The 6,956-nt window shown below is 72.6% G+C and carries 5 protein-coding genes; 4 read left to right on the top strand and 1 reads right to left on the bottom strand.

Annotated features, from left to right (window positions below; all coding sequences use genetic code 11):
- Positions 1 to 23 precede the first annotated feature (23 nt).
- Positions 24 to 968, bottom strand: coding sequence for a TauD/TfdA family dioxygenase (locus ACFRMQ_RS36020; protein ID WP_380735038.1), 945 nt, complete (start codon positions 966 to 968; stop codon positions 24 to 26).
- A 315-nt stretch (positions 969 to 1,283) separates the two neighbouring features.
- Here ACFRMQ_RS36020 and ACFRMQ_RS36015 point away from each other — a divergent pair, with 315 nt between their 5' ends.
- The 4 genes from ACFRMQ_RS36015 to ACFRMQ_RS36000 all read left to right on the top strand — a co-directional run bounded on the left by ACFRMQ_RS36015 (position 1,284) and on the right by ACFRMQ_RS36000 (position 6,944).
- On the top strand, positions 1,284 to 4,211 hold the full coding sequence (locus tag ACFRMQ_RS36015) for a BTAD domain-containing putative transcriptional regulator (RefSeq protein ID WP_380735037.1): 2,928 nt from the start codon (positions 1,284 to 1,286) through the stop codon (positions 4,209 to 4,211).
- A gap of 211 nt (positions 4,212 to 4,422) precedes the next feature.
- Entirely contained in the window at positions 4,423 to 5,460 is a 1,038-nt protein-coding gene (gene sbnB, locus ACFRMQ_RS36010) for a 2,3-diaminopropionate biosynthesis protein SbnB (protein WP_380735036.1), read from the top strand.
- Positions 5,461 to 5,592: 132 nt separating this feature from the next.
- Positions 5,593 to 6,600, top strand: a complete 1,008-nt coding sequence (sbnA, locus tag ACFRMQ_RS36005; RefSeq protein ID WP_380735035.1) for a 2,3-diaminopropionate biosynthesis protein SbnA — start codon at positions 5,593 to 5,595, stop codon at positions 6,598 to 6,600.
- Between the two features lie 164 nt (positions 6,601 to 6,764).
- Complete coding sequence (locus tag ACFRMQ_RS36000) at positions 6,765 to 6,944, top strand: hypothetical protein (protein WP_380735034.1); 180 nt, start codon at positions 6,765 to 6,767, stop codon at positions 6,942 to 6,944.
- The last annotated feature ends 12 nt before the right edge of the window (positions 6,945 to 6,956 follow it).

Here is a 6,956-nt window from a genome sequence, read left to right as displayed (position 1 = left end):
GGCCGGCTCCTTCGCGTCCGGGTTCAGTCCGACATCGCGACCAGCACCCGGCGGGGGCCGGTGAACGGGCGGCGGCCGTGGCCGACCAGGAGGTTGTCGATCAGCAGCACGTCGCCCCGGTGCCAGTCGACGTCCACCGCGGCCGCCAGGCCCCGGTCGCGGATCTGCTCGACCCACTCGGCCGGGATCGGCGAGCCGTCCGCCAGGGTGACGGACTGCGGCAGGTCCTCCGGCGCGAGGACGGCGGCCAGCCGGGCGGCGGTGTCGTCGCCGAGCCCGGCCGGGTGCCACTGGTCGGCCTGGTTGAACCACACCTCGGCGCCGGTGACCGGGTGGCGGGTGGTGGCGGGGCGCAGCTGGGCGACCCGCAGGCCGCCGTCCTTTCGCCACTCCCAGACCGCCTCGGTGCCGGCCAGGAAGGCCTCGACGTCCTCGCGGCTGTCGGTCTCGAAGGTCTGCTGCCAGCTCTTGCCGAAGCCGTAGCCGTCGTGCAGGTTCTGGAGGTAGCGCACCCCGCCGGCGAAGGCCTCGCGCAGCTCCGGGTCGAGCGACGCCAGCCAGCGCGCGCCGTCCACCAGCGGGGTCGCGCCGCCGGTCTCCGGGGCGGTCTCGCAGTAGAACGCCAGGCGGGCGGGCCAGGCGTGGGCGTACGACATCTCGTTGTGCATCGAGATGGTGAACTCCTGCGGGTACTCCGTCGAGGTGTACACGTTCTGCCCGACCTTGGTGCGCGGCGAGTTGCCGTGCACGTAGGCCAGCCGGTTCGGCAGCAGCAGGTCGTAGACCGCGCCGAGGGTGTCCGGGGTGACGTGGAAGCCCCGGAAGACCAGGGCCTTCTCCCGGGTGAGCAGCTCGCCCAGGTCGTGGTTCAGGCCCTTGAGGTACTCGGTCAGACCGTCGGGAGTGGCCTCGGTCCCGGCGTCCGCGGGGCCGATCTCGGCCGGATTCCAGTTCTGCTCCACGCCCATGCGGGTCGCCACCTCCAGTAGTCGGGTCTCACCGCCTCCCACTGTCGGCGGCCGGTCCATCCCGGCCCCATCCGTCGTCCCTATCCGGCCCATATCGCCTATTTCCGTGATCATGTCAGAAAAAGCTCCGGCCGAGGGGGGGAGCGCCCCGGCGTCGGGGGCGGTACTGTGACCGATTGCGCGATAGGGGGAGGGGTGGCCGTAACTCCGCGGTGACAGGACGTCGTCGACACGCGGGGGGAGGGCATCCGACACACGGGGGATCGGTTGGACGTTCAGATCGAATTCGGACTACTTGGCCCACTATCGGTCGCCGTGGACGGCCGGCGCATTGCCATCGGCGGCCCTCGCCAACGCACCATTCTCGCCCTGCTGCTCCTTTCGCCCGATTCCGTCGTCTCGGTGGACGCGATGGTCGAGGCGGTCTGGCAGGGAGTTCCACCGGCCACCGCCCGCACCCAAGTGGCCATCTGCATAGCGGGATTGCGCAAGATCTTCCGCGCGGAGGGCTGCGGCGACGAACTCATCGCCACCGTCCACCCGGGATACCAGTTCAACACCCGCGGGCACCGCATCGACCTGCCGGCCTTCCAGCGCCTGGCACAGGAGGCCGAGCAGGCCGCCGGGCAGCGGCACACGGCCGAGGCCGCCGAGCTGTACGAACGCGCGCTCGGACTGTGGCGCGGGCCGGTGCTGGAAGGGGTCACCGGCCGTCCGGTCGAGGACGAGGCGGGCCGGCTGGAGGAGGTGCGGCTGGCCTGCTACGAGGCCGCCGTCGAGCTCCAGCTCGCGCTCGGCCGGCACCTGGACGTGATCGGCACGCTGACCGCGGTGGTGCGCGAGCACCCGCTGCGCGAGCGCGCCCGGCAGTCCCTGATGCTGGCCCAGTACCGGGCCGGGCGGCGCGCGGAGGCCATGGAGACCTTCCGCGAGGGCCGCCGGCAGTTCATCGACGAACTGGGGCTGGAGCCCGGCACCCCGCTGATCCAGCTGCACGACGCGATCCTGCGCGACGACCCGGCGCTCAGCCTCCCCGACGCCCCGGCACCGGAGCCCCTCGAAGAGGCCGCGCCGCCGCCCCCGGCCGCCGACACCCGCCCCACCCCGTCCTTCCTGCCGCCCAACGTCCCGGCCTTCACCGGCCGGGGCGCCGAGACGGCGCTGCTCGACCGGCTCGTCGAGGGCCGGTCCGAGGAGCAGCCGCCCGGCATCGGCCTGATCACCGGCGTCGCCGGGGTCGGCAAGACCGGCCTCGCGGTGCACTGGGCCCACCGCGCCTCCGGCCACTTCCCGGACGGCCGGCTCTACGTCGACCTGTGCGGCCACGACGAGACCCACGAGCCGACCTCGGCCGCCGACGTGCTGAGCCGCTTCCTGCGCGCCCTCGGCGTGCCGAGCGAGCAGATCCCGGCCGACACCGGCGAACGCACCGAGCTGTACCGCAGCATGCTGGCCGACCGCCGGGTCCTGGTGGTGCTGGACAACGCCCGCACAGTCGGGCAGATCCACCCCCTGCTGCCCGGCACCGGGCAGTGCTGCGTCATCGTCACCAGCCGGGAGCCGATGGAGCAGCTGCTGCTCCGGTACGGCGCGGTGCGCGTCCAGCTCGGCGTGCTGCCGCCCGCGGAGGCGGTCGAGCTGCTGAACCGGATCGTGCCCGAGGACCGGATCGCCGCCGACCCGGAGCAGGCCGAACGGCTCGCCGAACTGTGCGACCGGCTGCCGCTGGCGCTGCGGATCGCCGCGGCCCGGCTGGCCTCGAAGGCGCACTGGAGCGTCCGGCACCTGGTGGCCCGGCTGGCCGACGAACGGCGCCGGCTGGACGAACTCAGCCAGGGCGAGTCGCAGGTCCGGGCCGGCTTCGCGCTCAGCTACCGCTACCTGGCGCCGGACGCGGCGCAGCTGTACCGCCGGCTGGCCCTGCTCGCGGCGCCCGACGTCACGGTCTGGACGGCCGCCGCACTGGTCGACGCCCACCCCTTCGAAGCCGAACGGCTGCTGGAGCACCTGGTCGACGTCCAGCTGCTGGAGGTCACCGGCACCGACGGCACCGGCCAGCTGCGCTTCCGGATGCAGAACCTGCTGCGGCTGTTCGCCGCCGAACGGGCCCGGCAGGAGGAGACCGAGGAGGACCGGGCCGCGAGCCTGGACCGCGCGCTGCGCGGCTACCTGACCGTCGCCGAGCGGGCCCACCGCCAGGAGTACGGCGGGGACTACTCGCTGATCCACGGCTCCACCCCGCGCTACCCGGTGGACGAGCCGCTGCTCGACGAGCTGACGGCCACCCCGCTGGAGTGGTTCGAGGCCGAGCGGCTGTCGCTGATCGCCGCGGTCGACCAGGCCGCCGGGCTGGGCATGGACGAGCTGGCCTGGGACCTGGCCGGCTGCGCCTCCGTGCTGTTCGAGACCCGGGACTACCTGGAGGACTGGCAGTACTGCTGCGAACGCGCCCTGGCGGCGACCAGGGCGGCCGGAAACCTCCGCGGCGAGGCCGCCACGCTGGAGTCGCTGGGCGGGTCCTGGATCCGCTCCCGGCACGTCACGGAGGCCACCGACCTGCTGTCCCAGGCCCTGGCCAAGTTCGAGCAGGCCGGCGAGGACCACGGCCGGGGCCTGGCGCTGCGCTCGCTGGCCGTGCTGGACCGCACCCAGGGCGACCTCTCCTCGGCCGCGGTACGGCTGAAGGAGGCCGTGGAGCTGTTCCGGGCGGCGGGCGACCTCTCCTCCGAAGCCCATGTGCTCGGCTACCTGGCCCAGGGCGAGCTGGACCTCGGCCGGCCCGAGGAGGCCCTGGTCTACGCCGAGGGCGCGGTGGCCGTCGCCGAGCGGGTCGGCGAGACCAGGGGCACCGCCCAGGCCCTCTACCGGCTCGGCCGCGCCCTGCTGGCACTCGGCCGGTTCGAGGAGGCGGAGCGCCGACTGCACGCGGTGGTCCGGATCGTGACGGCCAAGGAGGACCTGCTGGGCACCGTCTACGCCCGGCTGGGCCTGGGCGAGACGTTGCTGCGGCGCGGCCTGGCCGCCGAGGCGCACGCCGAGCTGCTGGAGGGCCTGGACGTGGCCCGCCGGGCCGGGAACATGGTCGCCGAGGGCCGGATCGGCGCGGCGCTCGGACGGGCGGCGCGCACGCTGGGCCGGTCCGGGGAGGCCCGGGATCGGCTGACCCGGGCGGCCGACCTGTTCCGCACGGCCGGCGCCAAGCGGGACCTGGAACTGGCCGAGGAGGAGCTGGCGGCCCCCTGACAGCGGGCCCGCCCGTCCGAGCCCCGAACCGTCCGAGCCCTGCTCCGGACATCCACCCGGATGTCCGGAGCAGGGCTTTTCCTTTACCCCCGCATTCCCTTCCGGAAATATGTGGAATTGATGGTTCGGATATGGTTTCCTGCTAGGCCCGATGCATATCTTTCAATGGCCGGAGCGAAGAACCGAGAAAGCCCGACTATTGGAGCCGGATATGTCCAGCAGCAGCACCGTCCCGCCGTTCGCCGTCATTTCGGGCGCTCAGGTCAGCAGCGTCCTCGACGGCCGTCAGAAGGAGGTCGTCGACATCGTCGAGCAGGCCTACCGCATTCACGGCGAGGGCCTGACGGTCAACCCGCCGTCCTACTTCCTGAAGTTCCCCGACAAGCCGAGCTCGCGCATCATCGCGCTGCCCGCCTCGATCGGCGGCGACGTCGCGGTCGACGGACTGAAGTGGATCTCCTCGTTCCCCGAGAACGTCGCGGCCGGCATCCCCCGCGCCTCCGCGGTGCTGATCCTCAACGACCACGAGACCGGCTACCCGATCGCCTGCCTGGAGAGCTCGATCATCAGCGCCGCCCGCACCGCCGCCTCGGCCGCGCTGGCCGCCACCCGGCTCGCCGAGGACCGGGGCACGCGCCCGCGCCGGGTCGGCTTCATCGGCACCGGCCTGATCGCCCGCTACCTCCACACCTACCTCGCGGGCACCGGCTGGACCTTCGAGGCCTCCGGGGTGCACGACCTGTCCGCCGAGTCCGCCGCAGGCTTCGCCGGCTACCTGGAGCAGGCCGGGGGCACCGGCGCGGTCACCGTCCACGACAGCGCCGAGTCGCTGATCCGCGACAGCGACCTGATGGTCTTCGCGACCATCGCGGGCACCCCGCACGTCCACGACCCCGCGTGGTTCTCGCACAACCCGCTGGTCCTGCACGTCTCGCTGCGCGACCTCTCGCCCGAGGTGATCCTCGCCGCCACCAACATCACCGACGATGTCGAGCACTGCCTGAAGGCCGACACCTCGCTGCACCTGACCGAACAGCGGCTGGGCCACCGCGACTTCGTCGACGGCACGCTCCACGACGTGCTGACCGGACGGGTCCGGGTGCCGGCCGACCGCCCGGTGATCTTCTCCCCGTTCGGCCTCGGGGTGCTCGACCTCGCCGTCGGCAAGCACGTCCTGGACTCGGTCCGGGCCTCCGGCGACCTGACCGTCGTCCCCGGCTTCTTCCACGAACTGCGCCGCCACGGCTGAACCGGCCCGGCTCCTCGACGGTGCGCCCCCACCCGCCGGGCGCCCTCCTCGGGTAACGGCCCCACCCCGGCACGACCCGCCCCCACACCCCCCACCCTCGCGCTCAACCCCGCCACTGCCCGGGAGGCACCGATGCCGATCATCTCGGCTCCGCACCAGTTCAACGAGCACGACCTCTTCGTCGACCTGCGAGCGAGCCTGGGTGTGCCGCTCTACCTCAAGTGCGAAGGCATGAACTTCGCCGGCTCGATCAAGCAGAAGGCCGCGGTCTCGATGATCGAGGCCGCCGAGCGGGCGGGCCGGCTGCGACCGGATTCCGTGCTGGTGGAGTCGTCCTCCGGCAACCTGGGCGTGGCACTCAGCCTGATGGCCGCCAGCATGGGCTACCAGTTCCTCTGCGTCACCGACTCCCGGTGCAACCTCGGCGCGAGACGGCTGATGGAGGTCTTCGGCGCCCGGGTGCACACCGTCACCGAGGCCGACCCGGTCACCGGCCTGCTCGGCGCCCGACTCGACCACGTCCGGCGGCTCCTGGACAGCGACGACCGCTACGTCTGGCTGAACCAGTACCAGAACCCGGAGAACTGGGGCGCCCACCACCGCTGGACGGCCCCGGCGATCGCCGAGAGCTTCCCCGACCTCGACGTGCTCTTCGTGGGCGCCGGCACCACCGGCACCCTGATGGGCTGCGCCCGCTGGTTCAAGGAGCACCGGCCCGGGGTGCGGATCGTCGCCGTCGACAGCGCCGGCTCGGTCAGCTTCGGCGGACCGGCGGCACCGCGCTGGATCCCCGGCCTCGGCTCCGGGGTCCGGCCCGCCATGCTCGACGAGGCGTACGTGGACGACGTGCGGATCGTCGAGGAGGTGGACACCGTCCGGATGTGCCACCGGCTGGCCGCCCGGGGCTTCCTCTTCGGCGGCTCGACCGGCACGGCTGTCGCGGGGGCAGCCGCCTGGCTGGCCGAGCACGACCCGGAGGGCCGGCTGACGGCGGTGACCCTCTCACCCGACCTCGGCGAGCGCTATCTCGACACCGTCTACCAGACCAACTGGGTCCAGGACATCTACGGCAACGCGGTGCTGGACGATATCCGGCACCCCGCCGAACACGCCGTCAAGGTCCCGGCGATGTCCGCCTGACGGCCCGCACCCACCCCCTCCGACTTGCGAATACAGGCGCCTGCCAGGCCCGATATCGCCCGCGGCCGGAATCCATAACAGAGCGATAAGAGCTCGAAGCCGCGTCTTCCTAATGTCTTCCTCGTCAGCAGGGAACAGGGACGGACAGACAGGAAACGGTGGAAATGCGACTCTTCGGTGCGAACCTCGCGAAGCAGGTTGTCGTCGCGGCCCTGGGCGTCACCGCCCTCGTCGGCATCGCCACCGCCACCGACGCGTCCCCGGTCGGCCCGCTCTCCGCCGCGACCGACACCGCCACCCCGGCCGCGACCCCCACCATCCCGGAGCACCAGGACTGGACCTGATCGGTCCGCATC

Origin of the sequence: Kitasatospora sp. NPDC056783 (assembly GCF_042789895.1) — a bacterium.
Classification (GTDB): Bacteria; Actinomycetota; Actinomycetes; order Streptomycetales; family Streptomycetaceae; genus Kitasatospora.
The sequence above is the reverse complement of the archived record's forward strand: the minus strand, read 5'-3'. Positions and strand labels throughout refer to the sequence as shown.

Coding starts and splice junctions, on each gene's coding strand:
- ACFRMQ_RS36020 (WP_380735038.1), bottom strand. CDS start 968: ATGGGCGTGGAGCAGAACTGGAATCCGGCCGAGATCGGCCCCGCGGAC.
- sbnB (WP_380735036.1), top strand. CDS start 4,423: ATGTCCAGCAGCAGCACCGTCCCGCCGTTCGCCGTCATTTCGGGCGCT.
- sbnA (WP_380735035.1), top strand. CDS start 5,593: ATGCCGATCATCTCGGCTCCGCACCAGTTCAACGAGCACGACCTCTTC.
- ACFRMQ_RS36000 (WP_380735034.1), top strand. CDS start 6,765: ATGCGACTCTTCGGTGCGAACCTCGCGAAGCAGGTTGTCGTCGCGGCC.